This window comes from Geobacillus sp. FSL W8-1251 (assembly GCF_038005945.1).
Classification (GTDB): Bacteria; Bacillota; Bacilli; order Bacillales; family Anoxybacillaceae; genus Geobacillus; species Geobacillus stearothermophilus.
Genome location: NZ_JBBOUF010000001.1, coordinates 40,727 through 54,567, shown reverse-complemented (window position 1 = coordinate 54,567; position 13,841 = coordinate 40,727). Strand labels below are relative to the sequence as shown.

Sequence of the window (13,841 nt, the reverse complement as noted above, 5' to 3'; positions counted from 1 at the left end):
CGGCCAATACAGGCACAGCGAACGGCTCGTTCATGCGCAAGCGGACCGAAAAAACGACCGGCGCTATGTCCGGTCGTCCTCTTTTTTAAACTCTTCTTCCTCGGCAAATTCCGTTGCCCATCTTCCTTCATCATACCAGCGGTGCTCTTCTTCCCTCCTTGCCTCTTCGAGAACATGGCTTTCCATATACAAGTGGAAAAACGCTTCAACCGCCCCGATCGCCAAGGCGCTGAAAAATGCGCCGTATGCCACGTTGACGGACGGGGCAATGAGGGCAAAGCTGGACGGCCAAATCAACAAAAAGGAAAGCGGCACGTCAAGTGCGGCAGCAACAAAATGGCCGACGCGCGGCAAGATGAACACATCGCCGATGACGTAAGACACGAGCGCCGTGATGACCGTCATGAGCGAAATCAACGAAAGCGGGGCGTTGAAGATCGTAAACATGGAAAATAAGACGACGCTCCAAGCGGCGAGCTTGACGATAAAAGGAACGATATGCTTCATTTGTCTTCCCCCATTTCCATTGTTGGGTCTTACTTGTTATCGTTCCTTGTTCGCCCCGCTTCTATGCAAAAAGACGCGCCCAGCCCAAAGCTAAGCGCGCCCTGTTTTTCGCTCATAAATGAGAAAGGCGTGATCGTATCGGTTTTTTTCATCGATCGTTCCTTGCGTATATGAAACGATCTCCCACTCTTGCTCGGAAATCGGCGGATAAAACGTATCGCCAGGGAACGAGGCGAAAATTTTCGTCACATACAGTCGGGCGGCAAGCGGCATCGTCGCCTGAAACAGTTCCGCTCCTCCGATGATAAACACCTCTTCATCGTTGCGGCCGGCGGCCCACTGTTTCACCTCGTCGAGCGAGTGAAGCACAAGGCAGCCTTCCGGGCGAAACGAACGGTTGCGCGTGACGACGATGTTTTCCCGGCCGGGAAGCGGCCGGCCGATCGCCTCAAACGTTTTTCGCCCCATCACGATGGCATGCCCCATCGTCACCCGTTTGAAATACGCCAAATCAGCCGGCAAATGCCAAGGCAAACCGTTGTCTTTGCCGATCACCCGGTTTTCATCCATCGCCACAATGTGCGACATCATCGCGCTCTCCCCTTCACACCGCCACCGGCGCTTTAATCGCCGGATGCGGATCGTAGCCGACGATTTCAAAGTCGTCGTATTCATAGTCAAAGATAGACGGCGGCTTCCGTTTGATCACGAGCTTCGGTAGCGGGCGCGGCTCGCGCGTCAGCTGCAGTTTCGCTTGTTCCAGATGATTTTTGTACAAATGGACGTCGCCGCCGGTGAAAATGAGTTCGCCGACATCGAGGTCGCACTGCTGGGCGATCATATGCGTCAACAACGCGTAGCTCGCGATGTTAAACGGCAACCCTAAAAACGTATCAACGGAGCGCTGCTGCCACATGCATGACAACCGGCCGTTGGCGACGTAAAACTGGAAGGCGTAATGGCACGGCGGCAGCTTCATCTCGTCCAATTCCGCTACATTCCAAGCGCTCACCAGCAGCCGGCGTGAATGCGGATTTCGTTTGATCTCTTCGACAACCCATGCGATCTGGTCGATGGTTTTCCCGTCTGCTCCCTTCCACGAGCGCCATTGCGCGCCGTAAATCGGGCCGAGATCGCCGTTTTCGTCCGCCCACTCGTCCCAAATCGTCACGCCATTCTCCTGCAAATAGCGGACGTTCGTATCGCCTTTTAAAAACCAAAGCAGTTCATAAATGATGGAGCGGATATGCAATTTTTTCGTTGTCACGAGCGGAAATCCATCTTGTAAGTTGAAGCGGAGCTGGCGGCCGAACACCGACAGCGTGCCGACGCCCGTTCGGTCTTCTTTTTCGACGCCGTTTTCCAAAATATCCTCCAAAAGCTGTAAATATTGCCGCAATGTCCTCACCTCACGCTCTATCATACCATAAAGCAACGCATGGTGAACCACTTGTCCGTGAACTACCCCCACTTAATTTTCTAGCGAAAATTTGAAGTGGGGGCTTCCAAAGAAGTTTGACTGCTTCAAGCAATCCTTATTCTTTGAGGCGTGTCCACTTCGCCGCTAGAGCATAAGACACTCAGGTCTACAGCTTTACTTTTCTTTAAGATGTTTAATGCGCCATTGACATCAGCATTCATTAGTTTGCCAGACTTTGTTCGATACAAGCCGCGCTTAATACGTTTGCCGCTGAACTTATATTCTTTTGGATTGTCGGCATTATATTCAGGAATCTCATCGCCGTCAAAAAAGCTGGCTTGAGACGTATATGATTCTTCCTGTTTCAAGAATTCAATGCCGTAAAATTCACAAAGATATTCTAGTTTTTCTTTTATGTTACCGAGAGGAATATTGACAAAGTTTTGATTTGTCTTTTTTCCTAGATTCATATTGCGTTGCCATGTTTCCGCATAGCCAATGACAAGTTTGCCAATTTGATTTTCAATACAGTAGTTAATGATGTAACGGCAAGTCTTGTTGATATAATCATTCACTTTATTATTGCGATTCATAGCAAGCAAAGCCTGTTTACGAGTGGTGCCTTTGATTTTTTGCTTATCTTTTATGCTTTGAAGTCTGGCATTTTCTTTGTTAAACCATTGATTGATACTTTTTAATCTCCGCCCATCAATGATGAATGATCTGCCGTCTGATGTGACACAAGTGGCAACATTGTTTAATCCTAAATCAATTGCCAGTGCTTTTTGGTCATTTAATTCTCTTTGATCTTCAGGCATTTCATATTTGTACTGAATCTCAAAGAACCTGGCATGATGCTTAGGAATGATTTCAATCTGCTTAATCTTTTTGTCCAGTAACACAGGCGGAATCGTTATCGTGATAGGCTTGTGAGTCTTTTTAAATAGGCGAGAATACGGTATCGTGAATTTGTTGCCGTCTATACGAATCTGGCCAATGATCAGTGAATGAAAGCCATCTTTTTTAAGATATTTTGGAATACTGATAGCCTTGTGGTCATATTTTCCTTGTTTGGCAAGACTGATCAAACCAAAGAAAGATTTAAAGGCTTCATTGACCTTTTTTAAAATTTGCTGTGCCATGTTGCTGTTTAACAGCTTATAGTTTTCGTTAGTTTTTGCAAGATGATCGTTTTTCTCATAATTAAGAAATTCCTTGTGTTCAAAATAGTATTGTCTGACATTGTACAATCCGACGTTGTACATGTTCTTGGCAATATGGCACAGTTCTCGAAGAGTCAAGTATTCTTCTTTGGTCAAACCATTTAGCTGTTGTTTGATACAAAAATACATTTTTTCACCTCCCATCTAACTATATTATACTATATTTTACTGAATCTATCCTATTTTCAGCAAAATATAGTTAAGGCGATTCATCTCCCACTTACTCCGCTTCGCTTCGTTGAAGTGGGAGTCTTCTCGCCTAATTAAGATAAAAAAAACGAGCCTTTTACGAGGCCCGCTCCGCCAATCCACGGATGAATGCGTATGTGTTCGGCGCTACCGCCCGCAGCGTGTGCCGCGTCTCTTCACTTGCGTAATAATAGGCAAACGACTCGGCAAAATACTCTTCTGGATAGGTCAAAAAATAAGATTCGCCAGGAAAAAGCCGCGGCGCCTCCTCCCGCCAAATCGCTTGAAATTCGTCCGTTTCATGAATGCGGTCAAATACGATGTAATCGAGCGAATGAGCAAACTCATGCAGCTCCAAATTGACCGAGCCGTGTCCTTTCCCTTTTTCGCTATGGCCGAGACGGACGAGCACCAAATGCGACCCGCCGATGCCCGGCACGTCATCCCATGTTTTGGATCCCGGCGCATAGCCGCGCGGGGTTTTCCCACGCAAGTGGCGAGCTGTCGGTTCATTCGTAATAGGGCCTGTCAACAGCTGAATGTAAATATGATGAGCAGCCGCCTGCTCTAAAATGCTGCGATCTATGCGGGCAAGCGTCTGAATGGTCTTGTTCGCCTCCGCAGCGGGAAACGCTGTCTCGGGCACGATCACAATGCGGCCGAGCACGTCACGGGACGGAATGTCCCGAAGATCAAGGCCGCTTTCTTGAAGCAGCACGCCGTGGGCGGCCGGGTACGGCGAAAGCGATAGAAGCGGAATCGCGAACAGCGCTGCCAACAAACTAGTCCACAATCGTTTCATGGTGTTCCCCCGCTTCTTTTATTGGTATTGTCAAAAGTGTATCCTCCACACTCACGGTTTTCCCTTGAGTTTCAACGGTTGAACGAAAAAAAGCTTGCCACCCCCGTTGTTTTCGGCCATCATTGAGGTAACGACACCCAACAGCCAAAACAAAGGAGTGACAAGCTTTGTTACCTCAATTATTAGCCTATTTGCTCGAAATAATCAAGACCCAATATCAAATCATTGTGTATTTGATGGGTGTGATCGTGGGAAAATCCTTGAATCTCGAGGACTTGGACGAACCCATCCAAAAGCCGTACCGGAAACTTCAGGTCGATGACCTTCCGATCATCGATGTGCCGGAAACCCTTGATTACCGGAAGCTGTTGGCAGACTATGAAGCCCAGCACGGACGTCCTTTACGGCCCATCCAGCGCCGCGCGAATGCGAAACACCGTGTTCCGGATTCGTTGACCTGCCCTCGCTGCCAGGCTCCCTCTTCTTACCTGTACGCCAATAACGGCGGAAACGGGCAATACCAATGCAAAGTGTGCCAGTGCCGGTTCAACCACCGAAATCGGTTCACCAAGCAAGCGGTCTTTCGCTGCCCGCACTGCAAAAAGACGCTGGAAAAGATCAAGGAACGCAAAGAATACCACATCTATAAGTGCAAGAACAACGATTGCCCGTTTTACCAGGCCAACCTTCGCCGGATGACCAAGAAGGAGCGCCAACAGTTTCAACAGGATCCTCAAGCCTTCAAGGTGCGGTATTTGTTTCGAGAGTTCTTGTTTGACTTTCTCCCGTTGGCTTCCTCGTCGCCCATCCAACCGAAGGTCGATTTGTCCCGGCTGGCTGCGTCGCCGCACGTGTTGGGGCTCGTGTTGACGTACTACGTCAACTTTGGGATGTCCTCGAGGGAGACCGCCGCCGCCATGAAGGACATCCATGGCGTCTCGATCTCCCATCAGACGGTGCTCAACTACGCCAACAGCGTCGCGCTTTGGATCAAGCCCTTTGTCGACCGGTTCCCGTATGAGCTGTCCGGTTCGTTTTGCGGGGACGAGACGTATATTCGCGTCAAAGGGCGCTGGCATTACCTGTTCTTTATGTTTGATGCCGTCAAAAAGATCGTGCTGTCGTATCGCGTCTCGCCCAAGCGGGACACGCTCTCGGCCATCCAGGCCATCGATGATGTCCTGCGAAAGCTGCCGTCCCTCCCAGACGACTTGTCGTTTGTCGTGGATGGCAACCCGATTTACCGGCTGGCGCAACACTTCTTCGCCCAGCACGGGATTTCGTTTGACGTCCGCCAGGTGATCGGCCTAACCAACGAAGATCCGGTCTCGGAAGAGTTTCGCCCTCTCAAACAGATCATCGAGCGATTCAACCGGACCTTTAAAGGCAACTACCGCCCGACCCATGGGTTTGGTGCGGAAGAAGGCTCGGTGTCCTTTGTGACGCTGTTTGTGGCGTATTTCAACTTCCTGCGCCCGCATAGCGCACTCGAAGGCCGGGTCCCGGTCGTCATCCCGGAACTGGCGGATCTTCCGCATATGCCGGCCCGGTGGACGAAGCTCATCGCCATGGCACAAGCGTTTCTCCAACAAGAGGCGGCCTGACTTTTTTGTCCGCCGGAGCCCGTTGAACAGAACTCCTGCCGGATTCGGCGAAGCGAACCCTTGACCAACCGAACACCGCCAAAGGTAAAATTCGGTCATGGCAAGGGCGGCTTTCCTATTGCCTTCTTTTTGTCCCCGTCGCCCTTGACGACTCTTTCCCACCTTTGGCGGGTGTTGGTCAAGGGCGAATCCGGCCCTCCGCATGCCCCACGATGCTCAATGGTATGATCTGTGTGGAGTTTTCATAGAACTTTTGACGCTACCCTTTTATTCTATGAAAATGATATCATAGAACGAAGCAGGGAAAAACGCGCAAAATCAGGAAAGAACCGCAAGCGGTTTATGTGCGCCAATTCGGCGGCGTATTTTTGGACCAGTAGATTTTCCCGAGTTCATAGTGAGCTTGAAAGCCATCATCGCAAGTATGATAGTGAAATTGAAACCAGTACCCGTCCTGCGGCGGATGTTCGCGGCGGACGTGAAAGCGAATGACATCTTCTGCCGTATCGGCGCGGTAAATATGGAAAATGCGTTCCCCTTGCCCGCCGGACGGATTTTCCGATACGGCCAAATAACGGAGCTCTTCTTCCGGACAGCGTTCAGCCAGCCCGGCAATCACCTCTTCGATGCGCGGCAAGATGACGGTGCGAAATTCATCTTCAATAACCGGGGCGATTTTGCGGCCAAACTTTTCGTACGACTGCGCCACTGCCTTTTCCATCGTCTCTTCGATAAACTGTTCACGAGTTAACGAAACAGAAACAGCTTCTGCCGCATGGTCTGCTTGGGAATGCTTCCAATCGGGAGACGGGGCGTCATCTGACGGCGGCTCTTTGGCCGCGAGCAGCGAAGCGGGCGGTGTGACGAGTCCAAACGTGCAGACGGTAATGGCGGCAACAAGCGTTTTTCGAAGCCAAGACGGCAGCTTCATCGCCTTCACCTCCCACTACCGCCGATCAGCGGCTAAAGACGCAAACAAACCGGTCGCTTTTAATTTGGCGACCGCCCGGCGCAACACCGCCTCCGGCTGGACGAGGGCGATGCGCACATAGCCCTCGCCGCTTGGCCCAAACGCGTGCCCGGGCGTGACGACGACGCCCGCTTGGTCGATGAGCGCCTTCGCAAACGAAAGCGATGTAAAGCCGTCCGGAATTTTCGCCCACACGAACATACCGGCTTGCGGACGGTCAACCGCCCAGCCGATGTCGGCCAACCCGTCAACGAGCGCATCGCGGCGCGATTGATAGATCGCGCGGCTTTCGGCGCAAAAGTCGGCCCCATGACGCAGCACTTCGGCCGCCGCTTTTTGAATCGGCCAAAAGACGCCATAATCCAAATTCGACTTAAACTCGGCGAACGTGCGAATCACCTCGGCATTTCCGCACAAATAGCCGACCCGGCAGCCGGCCATGTTGTAGCTTTTGGACAACGAATTGATCTCCACGCCAACGTCCTTTGCGCCTGGAACAGAAAGAAAACTCACCGGTTTGTTTCCGTCATAATACAGCTCGCCGTAAGCAAAATCGGACACAACGAGAATATCGTACCGCTTCGCAAACTCGACCACTTCGCGATAAAACGATTCTGTCGCTATAGCTGGAACTGGATTTCCAGGGAAGTTGATAAACATGATTGTCGCCCGTTTGGCAATGTCCTCCGGGATCGCACGCAAATCCGGCAAAAAGCGGTTTTCCTCCCTCAGCGGCAGAAAATACGGCTCCGCTTCCGCCATTGCCACCCCCGCCGCATACGCCGGATACCCGGGATCCGGCAATAAAATGACATCCCCCGGGTCGGCGAACACCATCGGCAAATGCACGAGCCCGTCCTGTGATCCGATGACGTACGTTACTTCCGTCTCCGGATCGAGCACGACGCCATGCGCCGTGCGATAATAGTCGGCGACCGCTTCACGAAACTCGCGAATGCCCCTTAATGTGTAGCCGTACGCATTCGGCTCGTTGGCGTAGCGGGCGATCGCCTCACGCACAAACGGCGCCGGGGGCAAATCCGGGCTGCCGACGCTTAAATCGATCCACTCGTCATGAAGATGGCACCGCTGTTGGCGATACGCCGCCAATTCGGCAAAAATCGATGCAGAAAATGCGTTCATTCGTTTCGCCCTTTTCATCGTCTTTCCTCTCCCTTGCCAAAACAAAAACCGCTTTTCCTTTTCACTTTTGGTTGGTATATACTATGATTACATGAATAGTGTATCATATGTTCAAGGGGAAAACATAGACAGAAAGGCGGGAAAACAGCGATGACAACCATCTTTTTTGCGGCCAGCCTCATTACGTTGTTGTATTTCATTTACAGCTGCATCGCCAATGCCTGACGGCGGCAGCGAAAACGGAGCTCCGCACAGGAGCTCCGTTTTCTTTCAGTCGATTTTCGTTTTTTTGCGCGCAGAATCAAGCTCGTAGGCGCATGTTTCCGTTTGCGTCGTGCCTTGTCCCCTCACCTCCGGGGCGCTGACGCCCGTTTTCGAACGGTCTTTTTTCCGCTTCGGCATGCCGATCACCTCCGCCCTTATCGTTCCCCGGCGCCGGCAGTGGTATGCAAGGCCTGGGAAGGCATAAGGCATCAGTTACAATATTTGTCAAACGCAGCCAAAATGTTTTCCATCACGTCCTCCATCGAGTGAAACTCGATGTCTTCGCGCGGGATAAAATGAACAACTTCCTTTCCTTTTAAGAGCGCCATCGACGGCGAGGACGGCGCATAGCCGACAAAGTACTCGCGCATTTTCGCCGTCGCCTCTTTGTCTTGGCCGGCGAATACCGTCACAAGATGATCCGGCTTTTTCTCGCTCCTAAGCACCGCCTGCGTCGCGGCCGGGCGCGCCAGTCCGGCGGCGCAGCCGCACACTGAGTTGACAAAGACAAACGTCGTTCCTTCCACTTGTTCCATAAACTGCTCGACTTCCTCACTCGTGCGCAATTCGCGGAAACCGGCGCGGACGAGCTCATCGCGCATCGGCTGCACGAGCTGACGCATATATTCTTCATATGCCATCGACATGGCCATCATCCCTCCATATGATCATCGTTGTGCTATCAGCATACTATACTTCGCACGAAAAAATCAATGAAGACGGCTGCCAGCGGCAAGTGAAAAGCCGATGGCCGGGGGAAGACGCCCCTCCAAATCAGCGCCGGCTGGGAAACAGCCGCAAACCCGAAAATGAAGTGGCTGCCGTCAGTGACTGCAGCGTGGAACATTCAAATAGAATGAACGTATCTTGAGCACAACCGTGACGACTTAACAAGAATCGCTTTTTTGGCCAAAGAAAGAGACGCGCCGGCCGGCGCGCCTTTTTTTATTTCTCCGTCTTGTTCTCTTTTTTTCGACTTTCCGTCATTTGCTTCCAGACGGAGCCTTTCGCCTCTTCGCCGCCTTCAATCCGTTCGATCGCCATTTTCACTTGCAAACTGACCTCAAATTCCGGATCGTTTTCCGCCGCTTTTAACGCCGGCAAGGCCGATTCATCGCCGACTTCGTACAAAAACATAGCCGCGCGCCAACGAACGAGCTTGCTTTCGTCCTTGAGCGCCTCGATCATGGCCGGAATGGCGTCCGGGTCGCCGATGTCGGACAAACAGTCGCCGGCAGTGCGGCGGACAGCGACAGCCGGATCTTTTAGCGCTTTGTACAAATACGGAAGCACCTTTTTCCCGCCGATCATGCCAAGGTATGCCGTCGCCAGGCGGCGAATCGCCATTTTTTCATCCTTGAGCGCCTTGGCCAACACCGGGATATCGTCCTCGGTCGGCTCGGCCATCTGTTCGAGCGCGGCATACCGTTTGCGCCAATCCGGGTCATCGAGCATCTCGCTCGTCACTTTGAGGCTTGGACGCTTTTGCACCGTTTTTTCCTGCTCGCCGCGGCGGAACATGTTGACGATCCGCTCCAGCCGCTCGGGCGGATAGGCTGCCGACAGCTCATCGACGGCAAGCGTTACCCCTCCTTGCCTTACAGCAGCTTTTCAATTTCCTTTCTCAGCTCGCTTGGCTTTGTTTGCGGTGCGAAACGAGCTACAACCTTGCCGTTGCGGTCGACCAAAAACTTCGTGAAATTCCATTTGATCGCCTTTGTTCCCAATGCCCCCGGCGCCTCTTCTTTCAAATATTGAAACAGCGGATGGGCGTGATCGCCATTCACATCCACTTTCGCAAACAGCGGGAACGTCACACCGTAATTCAACTGGCAAAATTGTTCAATTTCCTCTTCCGTCCCCGGCTCTTGGCCGCCGAACTGGTTGCACGGAAAGCCGAGCACAACAAACCCGCGATCGCGATATTCGTCATACAGCTCCTGCAGTTCTTTATACTGCGGGGTGAAGCCGCAACGGCTCGCCGTGTTGACAATCAACAGCACGTTGCCTCGATAGACGGAAAGCGGTTGTTCCTCTCCGCGAATCGTTTTGACGCTGAATTCATACACACTCATCGTTCTCACCTCACCCCCATCATAGCCGATTTCTCCGTTTGTTTCCACTTTTTGCACCGTTACTGGCCGGCAAATGGCTGCAGCTGTTCGAGCGAGGAAATCATATACGGCACCATTTCCGGTAAATCGGCCGCGTTTTTTTCGTAAATGAGGCGGGCAAATTCGACCACGGCTTCATTTTCATACGAGCCGCGTTCATGCGGAAACGGAAAGCGGAGCGTTTGCCGAATGATTCGCTCCTTGCCCCAAATCGTCCGCAGCGTTCCTTCGATAAGCGCACAAACGGACAGGCGGCGCACCGGCAAGGCGAACGAGACCGCAAGCCGGCAGCCGGCCTGGCCGTGATGGAGCCGTTCATTCACCAGTTCGGCAAAATCGATCGTAAGCCGCACCGTGCAGACGACCGGCGGTTCAGGCGCACCGGCCTGTTGAAAGGAAATGGCGTACTCGCGCGACAGGCGGGCCAAATCGGCGAGATCGCGGCGGTCGGTGACGGCAATGCGCCCTTGCAAGTCGGCATCATAGACGGCTCCTTCCAACACCGTTTTTAAATTGTCAAAGGCGGTCGGATCCAATCGGGATTCCCCCTTTTTGTTCACAAGCTGTTTTAAGGTCAAAAAATCAATTGAAGAATGTTGACAAAGTTTTTATAATTAAGGTATTTAGTAACGAGACGGAAACGGGATGATGTATAAAATTTTGTGTAAAGCATTTTGCTAGAACAAAAGAAAAAAGGTAGGGTATTCTCTGATTGGACCAAAAATCTTAGAGAAAGGAGAACCCTACCTATGTCTAAAAGTATACCGAATGTAGACTGGGCAAATCAACTGGAAAATGCCATTCGTCAGTTTGTAAAAGAAAAATTAGAACTGATTATGCGGGAAGAAATCAAACATTTCCTTGAAATCGAACAGGCTGGAACGCCGAATATGAGAAACGGCTACTATCAGCGAAATCTAGATACGCAATATGGCCGGATTGAGGGTCTTTTGGTTCCAAGAGACCGAAACGGGGAATTTCAAACGCAGTTGTTTGCCCCTTACCAACGGCACACCGGCTGGCTTGAGGAAGCCATCATCAGGATGTATCAAAGTGGCATGAGTACGCGTGAAATTGGCAAGTTTATTGAACGAATTTTAGGCAATGCCTATTCTCCTGCAACGATCAGCCGTATTACCGATGTAGTGAAGGAAGACATCGAGAAATGGCACACTCGTCCACTGCACAAGCGTTATTCCGTCTTATATTTGGATGGTTTATACGTAAAACTTCGTCGCAAAACCGTGGAGAAAGAAGTCATTTATGTGGTGTTAGGGGTGAACGAAGAAGGATATCGCGAAATTCTTGATTTCTTTGTGGGAGGACAAGAAAGCGCCTATGTATGGCAGGAAATTCTTCAACACCTCTACCAAAGAGGCGTCAAGGAAGTGCTTCTTGGCGTCTTCGATGGCCTTCCGGGGCTGGAGGAAGCCTTTAAGTCGGTGTATCCGAAAGCCGATGTGCAGCGCTGTGTCGTGCACAAAGTCCGCAACACCCTCAGCCGTGTTCGGAAAAAAGACCAATTCGAAGTGGCCGAGGATCTCAAGCTGATTTATCGCGCGCCGAATAAGGAGATGGCGTTACAAATGTTTCAACAGTTTGAGTCGAAATGGTCCAGCAAATATCCAAGAGAAGTTCAATCTTGGGCCAATGAGTTGGATGTCCTCCTTACATTTATGGATTATCCAAGCAGTATTCGAAGTGTGATTTACACGACGAATGTCATCGAACGAACGATCAAAGAGATTCGGAAACGTCTAAAGCCGATGAACAGTTTGAGCAGTTTAGAAGCCGCGGAAAAAGTCGTGTATTTAACCATTCAAGATTTTAATGAGAAATGGGCAGGGCGAAAGTTAAGAGGATTTGCCGAAGCGCAGGAAGCCCTCGAGCGAATGTTTGAAGAACGTTATCATTAACCAAATACTGTAAATAAACAAAATAGGGGGATTCTCCCTTTCCACACAAGAGACTGAATATTCAGTCTCCTGTGTGGAGGAAACTAGTTCCCTATTCATTCCAAATCCATTTCAGAGAAACCCTACCCCATTACATTACACAAAATTCTTGACGGTACCGGAAACGGAGGGGACACCATTGCCAATCAACATTCCAAAAGACTTGCCGGCGAAAGAAATACTCGAACAAGAAAACATTTTCGTGATGGACGAAGAACGGGCGTATTCGCAAGATATCCGCCCGCTCAATATCGTTATTTTAAACTTAATGCCGGAAAAAGAAAAAGCGGAAACGCAGCTATTGCGCCTGCTCGGCAACTCGCCGCTGCAAGTGAACATCACCTTTTTGCGCCCGGCGACCCATGAGCCGAAAACGACAAGCAAACATCATTTAGAACAATTTTACACGATTTTCCCGCACATTCGCCATCGCAAGTTCGACGGGATGATCATCACCGGAGCGCCGGTCGAGCAAATGCCGTTTGAAGAGGTCAACTATTGGGGAGAATTGACGGAAATTATGGAATGGACGAAAACGAACGTCACGTCAACGTTGCACATTTGTTGGGGGGCACAAGCTGGCTTATATTATCACTACGGCATTCCGAAATACCCATTGCCGGAAAAATGCTTCGGTGTGTTCAACCATACGGTGGAAGTGAAAAACGTAAAACTATTGCGTGGTTTTGACGATGTGTTCCGCATGCCGCACTCCCGCCATACGGATGTCAAACGCGAGGACATTGAAAAAGTGCCGGAGCTGACGATTTTGTCGACCGCCGACAAAGCCGGTGTTTCTCTCGTCGCTTCGAACGACGGGCGGCAAATTTTCTTGACCGGCCATCCGGAATATGACGCGACGACGTTAAAGGACGAGTATGAACGCGATTTGGCGAAAGGGCTGCCGATTCACATTCCGGAATCATACTTTCCGAACGACGACCCAAGCCAGCCGCCGCTCAATACATGGCGCTCGCATGCGAACTTGTTGTTTGTCAACTGGCTGAACTATTACGTGTATCAGGAAACGCCCTACGTTTGGGAATGAAAGGAAAATATCATTCGACAATAACGCCTTTGCTTTTCCTAGCAAGGCGTTTTTCTTATTTTGTCATTTTCCGACAATTGCCCCGTTCCTTCGTGCAATGAATGGCATACCATATAGTAGATTTTGCAGGGAGGTGAACGGGATGGGCGCTTGGCATGGCAATGGCTTTGCGCTGATCGTTGTCTTGTTTATTTTGCTCATTATTGTCGGGGCTGCGTTCGGCGGCTACGTTTACTAAACCGTAATCCCTTTCTCCGGCCGCCGTGTTTGCCAGCACCCGGCCGTCATCACCGCGGGCGAGCGCCAGAACGGCGTTCCCCGCGTTTTTTCATGTTGCGGCGGAATAAAAAGGGTTCGTCGGTCTATGCTAATGGTATGGTCAGCGTGCCTAAAGGAGGTGTGACGTATGACGAAACGACCGAACAACGGAAGCCGGAATCAAAACGCGCCGACGCAAGACCCGATGGCATTGCTTCACGGCCCGATAACCGGCGACAACAGCAAAGGACGGCGGCAGCATAAAGAGCAAAGCGATAAAACGGATACGGACCGATAAATGGAAAAAGGTGTCTCAAAAGTAGCGAGACACCTTTTTCGTATCG

Annotated in this window: 16 protein-coding genes and 1 pseudogene; 5 read left to right on the top strand and 12 right to left on the bottom strand. The window is 50.9% G+C overall.

The features are described from left to right. Nucleotides 1-63: 63 nt before the first annotated feature. From NSS88_RS00260 to NSS88_RS00240, 5 genes are all read right to left on the bottom strand, one after another. Entirely contained in the window at nt 64-507 is a 444-nt protein-coding gene (locus NSS88_RS00260; protein WP_055358278.1) for a YndM family protein, read from the bottom strand. A gap of 90 nt (nt 508-597) precedes the next feature. Continuing rightward, on the bottom strand, nt 598-1,098 hold the full coding sequence (locus tag NSS88_RS00255; protein ID WP_055358279.1) for a dihydrofolate reductase: 501 nt from the start codon (nt 1,096-1,098) through the stop codon (nt 598-600). Nucleotides 1,099-1,111: 13 nt separating this feature from the next. Next, a complete protein-coding gene (gene thyA, locus NSS88_RS00250; RefSeq protein WP_033014075.1) occupies nt 1,112-1,906 on the bottom strand; it encodes a thymidylate synthase in 795 nt (264 codons plus the stop codon). 125 nt (nt 1,907-2,031) lie between these two features. Further along, nucleotides 2,032-3,279: an RNA-guided endonuclease InsQ/TnpB family protein gene (locus NSS88_RS00245; protein ID WP_339240482.1), complete on the bottom strand. Its 1,248-nt coding sequence runs from the start codon at nt 3,277-3,279 to the stop codon at nt 2,032-2,034. A 157-nt stretch (nt 3,280-3,436) separates the two neighbouring features. Continuing rightward, nucleotides 3,437-4,141 (bottom strand): anthrax toxin lethal factor-related metalloendopeptidase, encoded by a 705-nt coding sequence (locus tag NSS88_RS00240; RefSeq protein ID WP_033014073.1) that lies wholly within the window; start codon nt 4,139-4,141, stop codon nt 3,437-3,439. 167 nt (nt 4,142-4,308) lie between these two features. Between NSS88_RS00240 and NSS88_RS00235 the strand changes: the two genes are divergently transcribed. Then, nucleotides 4,309-5,745, top strand: a complete 1,437-nt coding sequence (locus NSS88_RS00235) for a DDE-type integrase/transposase/recombinase (RefSeq protein WP_289667381.1) — start codon at nt 4,309-4,311, stop codon at nt 5,743-5,745. 340 nt (nt 5,746-6,085) lie between these two features. Here NSS88_RS00235 and NSS88_RS00230 read toward each other — a convergent pair whose 3' ends face one another. The 7 genes and pseudogenes from NSS88_RS00230 to NSS88_RS00200 form a co-directional block, all read right to left on the bottom strand. Then, on the bottom strand, nt 6,086-6,676 hold the full coding sequence (locus NSS88_RS00230; RefSeq protein WP_033014071.1) for a YpjP family protein: 591 nt from the start codon (nt 6,674-6,676) through the stop codon (nt 6,086-6,088). Nucleotides 6,677-6,691: 15 nt separating this feature from the next. Continuing rightward, a complete protein-coding gene (locus NSS88_RS00225) occupies nt 6,692-7,876 on the bottom strand; it encodes an LL-diaminopimelate aminotransferase (RefSeq protein WP_055358467.1) in 1,185 nt (394 codons plus the stop codon). A gap of 252 nt (nt 7,877-8,128) precedes the next feature. Then, nucleotides 8,129-8,260, bottom strand: a complete 132-nt coding sequence (locus NSS88_RS00220; protein WP_080706497.1) for a YuzL family protein — start codon at nt 8,258-8,260, stop codon at nt 8,129-8,131. A gap of 71 nt (nt 8,261-8,331) precedes the next feature. Beyond that, nucleotides 8,332-8,769: a BrxA/BrxB family bacilliredoxin gene (locus NSS88_RS00215; protein WP_033010047.1), complete on the bottom strand. Its 438-nt coding sequence runs from the start codon at nt 8,767-8,769 to the stop codon at nt 8,332-8,334. Between the two features lie 298 nt (nt 8,770-9,067). Beyond that, nucleotides 9,068-9,697: pseudogene (locus NSS88_RS00210) on the bottom strand (HEAT repeat domain-containing protein); the annotation flags it as partial. A gap of 23 nt (nt 9,698-9,720) precedes the next feature. Next, entirely contained in the window at nt 9,721-10,197 is a 477-nt protein-coding gene (locus NSS88_RS00205; protein WP_055358468.1) for a glutathione peroxidase, read from the bottom strand. Between the two features lie 59 nt (nt 10,198-10,256). Further along, nucleotides 10,257-10,772, bottom strand: a complete 516-nt coding sequence (locus NSS88_RS00200; RefSeq protein WP_055358469.1) for a hypothetical protein — start codon at nt 10,770-10,772, stop codon at nt 10,257-10,259. A gap of 213 nt (nt 10,773-10,985) precedes the next feature. On the opposite strand from NSS88_RS00200, the gene NSS88_RS00195 reads away from it, so the two are divergent. The 4 genes from NSS88_RS00195 to NSS88_RS00180 all read left to right on the top strand — a co-directional run bounded on the left by NSS88_RS00195 (nt 10,986) and on the right by NSS88_RS00180 (nt 13,795). Continuing rightward, on the top strand, nt 10,986-12,152 hold the full coding sequence (locus NSS88_RS00195) for an IS256 family transposase (protein WP_055358127.1): 1,167 nt from the start codon (nt 10,986-10,988) through the stop codon (nt 12,150-12,152). Between the two features lie 178 nt (nt 12,153-12,330). Then, complete coding sequence (gene metA, locus NSS88_RS00190) at nt 12,331-13,239, top strand: homoserine O-acetyltransferase MetA (protein WP_055358470.1); 909 nt, start codon at nt 12,331-12,333, stop codon at nt 13,237-13,239. A gap of 142 nt (nt 13,240-13,381) precedes the next feature. Continuing rightward, nucleotides 13,382-13,477: a YjcZ family sporulation protein gene (locus tag NSS88_RS00185; RefSeq protein ID WP_020959919.1), complete on the top strand. Its 96-nt coding sequence runs from the start codon at nt 13,382-13,384 to the stop codon at nt 13,475-13,477. A 168-nt stretch (nt 13,478-13,645) separates the two neighbouring features. Beyond that, nucleotides 13,646-13,795 (top strand): hypothetical protein, encoded by a 150-nt coding sequence (locus NSS88_RS00180; RefSeq protein WP_193442140.1) that lies wholly within the window; start codon nt 13,646-13,648, stop codon nt 13,793-13,795. The last annotated feature ends 46 nt before the right edge of the window (nt 13,796-13,841 follow it).